This window comes from Mycobacterium sp. 852002-51163_SCH5372311 (assembly GCF_001667115.1).
Classification (GTDB): Bacteria; Actinomycetota; Actinomycetes; order Mycobacteriales; family Mycobacteriaceae; genus Mycobacterium.
The window spans coordinates 1-2,903 of the sequence record NZ_LZIJ01000152.1 but is presented as its reverse complement, the minus strand read 5'-3'; the positions used below and the strand labels follow the sequence as shown (position 1 = coordinate 2,903).

Here is a 2,903-nt window from a genome sequence, read left to right as displayed (position 1 = left end):
CCGACCGGCCCACATAGCCACACGCGACCCCGCGACCGGCCACATATAACTCACCGACCACCCCAGCCGGCACCGGATGCAACCACTCATCGAGCACAAACAACGCCGCCCCTGCCACCGGCGCACCGATCGGGGGCGCCCCCGAACCCGGCCTCAATGGCGCGCTGATCGCAACACACATCGTCGTCTCGGTGGGGCCATAGGCATTGACCATCACCCGCCCCGGCGCCCACCGATCCACCACCTCAGGGGGGCATACCTCAGCAGCGATCACTAACGCCGTCGACCCCAGACCTTCGGGTGAAAGTACCGACACCGCCGACGGGGTCTCGGTGAGTAGGCTGACCCGTTCCGCAACCAGCAGGTCGTGGAATTCGTCCGGCGCGCCCGCGACCTCTTCGGGCACCACCACCAAGCGCCCACCACGCAACAATGCTCCCCAGATCTCCCATACCGAGACGTCGAACGCCAACGAGTGACCATGCGTCCACACCCCCGGCGAAGGCAGCCCGGCGTCCAACGACTCCAGCAACTGGGTGACGTTGTGGTGGGTGACCGCCACGCCTTTGGGCACGCCGGTGGTGCCTGAGGTGTAGATCAGGTAAGCGATGTCGTCGGGGGCCGGGGCCGGCGCCGGCAGCGTCGTGCTGGGCTGAGCCGCAACGCACGGATCATCGACATCGATGACTACCAGGTCAAACCCGTCCAACCGCTCAGCCAGCCCAGTGGTGGTGACCGCGGCGGCCGGTGCCGCATCGGCGAGCGTGAACTCCATCCGGGCAGTCGGTATCGCTGGGTCCATAGGTAGATATGCCGCACCGGTCTTGAGCACCGCCAACATCGCCACGATTGCCTCGACGGAGCGGGGAAAAAGCATCGCCACACATTGCCCGGGGCCCGCACCATGGCTCACCAGTAGGTGCGCCAACCGGTTAGCCGCCTCATCTAGCTGTCGATACGTCACCGCCCGGCCCTGCGATACCAGCGCCACCGCCTCCGGGGCACGCGCCACCTGCGCGGCAAACAACACCGGCACCGACACCGGCGCGCTGCGTGGCTCCGTCAAGACCGCGCGATTGCCCCACTCCTGCAACCGGGCATGCTCAGACTCATCGAGCAGATCAATCGACGACACCGGCCGAGTCGAGTCGCCGGTCATTGCCACCAACACGCGCTTCAACCGCTCGACGAGCGCCTCGATGCTGGCCGCGTCGAACACGTCGGTGCGGAATTCGACCACCCCGCCGATGCCGGCGGGCTCACCGGCCCCGGTCCAGCGTTCGGCCATGGAGAAGGTCAGGTCCATGCGGGCGGAATGGGTGTCTACCGGCAGCGACTCGACCTGCAGATCACCCATGGCCAAGTCGGCGGCGAGATCATTGTCTTGTCCGGCGAAGTTCTGCCAGGCCAGCACCACCTGCACCAGGGGGTGATGGGACAGGCTTCGGGTCGGGTTGAGCCGCTCCACCAGCACTTCGAAGGGCACATCCTGGTGCTCGTAGGCGGCCAGGCTGCGGTCCCGCACCTGCGCCAACAACTCGGCCACGCTCGGGTCATCGGCCAGATCCACCCTCAACACCAAGGTGTTGACAAAAAACCCGACCAACTCATCTAGGGCAGGGTCACCGCGCCCGGCGATCGGGAATCCCACCGCCACATCGGCGCTGGCACTCAGCTTCGATAACAGCACCGCCAAGGCGGCCTGGATCACCATGAAACTGGTCGCGTTATGCTCCCGAGCCACCTCGCGTACCCGCTGCTGCAACCCGGCCGGCCACTGCACGACCACACTGGCCCCATGCTGATCAGCCACCAACGGGTAAGGGCGATCGGTGGGCAACTGCAACCGCTCCGGCATCCCGCCCAGCGCCTGCTCCCAGTAGGCCAGCTGCGCAGCAATCGGGCTGTCGCTGTCGTCTAGTTCACCAAAGCTGTCGCGCTGCCACAGCGTGTAATCGACATACTGCACCGCCAGCGGCGCCCAGCCCGGAGCGTGGCCCGCGCACCGGCTGGCATAGGCCACCCCCAGATCAGCCCCCAGCGGCGTGATCGACCAGCCGTCTGCAGCGATATGGTGCACCACCGCCACCAACACATGTTCCTCATCACCGAGACGGAAAAGTGTTGCTCGCAATGGGATTTCGGTGGCCAGATCAAACGTGTGGCGCGCTGCCGCGGCAACCGCCTCACTCAGCTGGCTCGCCGACCAGCCACTGGCATCAACCACCTGACACTTGGCATCGGCCCGCTCAACAGGCAGAACTACCTGCTGGGGTATGCCGTCGGGCGCCACAAACAGTGTGCGCAGACTCTCGTGCCGGCCTACGACATCGGCCAGCGCCGCGCCCAACGCCTCAACATCAAGGCGACCACTTAGCCGCAACGCCGCCGGAATGTTGTACACCGGTGAAGGCCCCTGCAACTGGTCGATAAACCACAACCGCTGCTGAGCAAACGACAACGGCACCGTCGCCGGCCGCTCCACCGCCGTCAACCGCGGCAGCCGCCCGGAACCCACACCGATGCCCGGCGCCAGCTCGGCCACCGATGGAGCTTCGAACAAGGTGCGCACCGAAAGGTCGGTATCAAAAGTGGTGTTGATTGCCGCGATGAGGCGCATCGCCGAAATGCTGTCGCCACCGAGCTCGAAGAACGAGTCGTCAACTCCGACCCGTTCTAGGCCGAGGACTTCGGCGTAGATGCCGGCGAGAAGCTCCTCGGTAGGGGTGGCCGGCGCGCGGTATCGCTCAAGGGCACTGTATTCGGGTGCCGGTAGGGCGGGTTTGTCGAGTTTGCCGTTGGGTGTCAACGGCAACGTGTCGACCGCCACCACCGCCGCGGGGATCATGTAGGCCGGTAGCCGAGCGGCCAGCGCAGCACGCAGTTCGACGGGATCCGCGCTC

General features: G+C 66.0%; 1 protein-coding gene. It reads right to left on the bottom strand.

Going from position 1 to position 2,903, the window contains the following annotated elements; translation table 11 throughout:
- Positions 1-2,903 (bottom strand): condensation domain-containing protein (locus A5791_RS17615; RefSeq protein WP_156661429.1); only part of this gene is annotated, 2,903 nt, incomplete at both ends.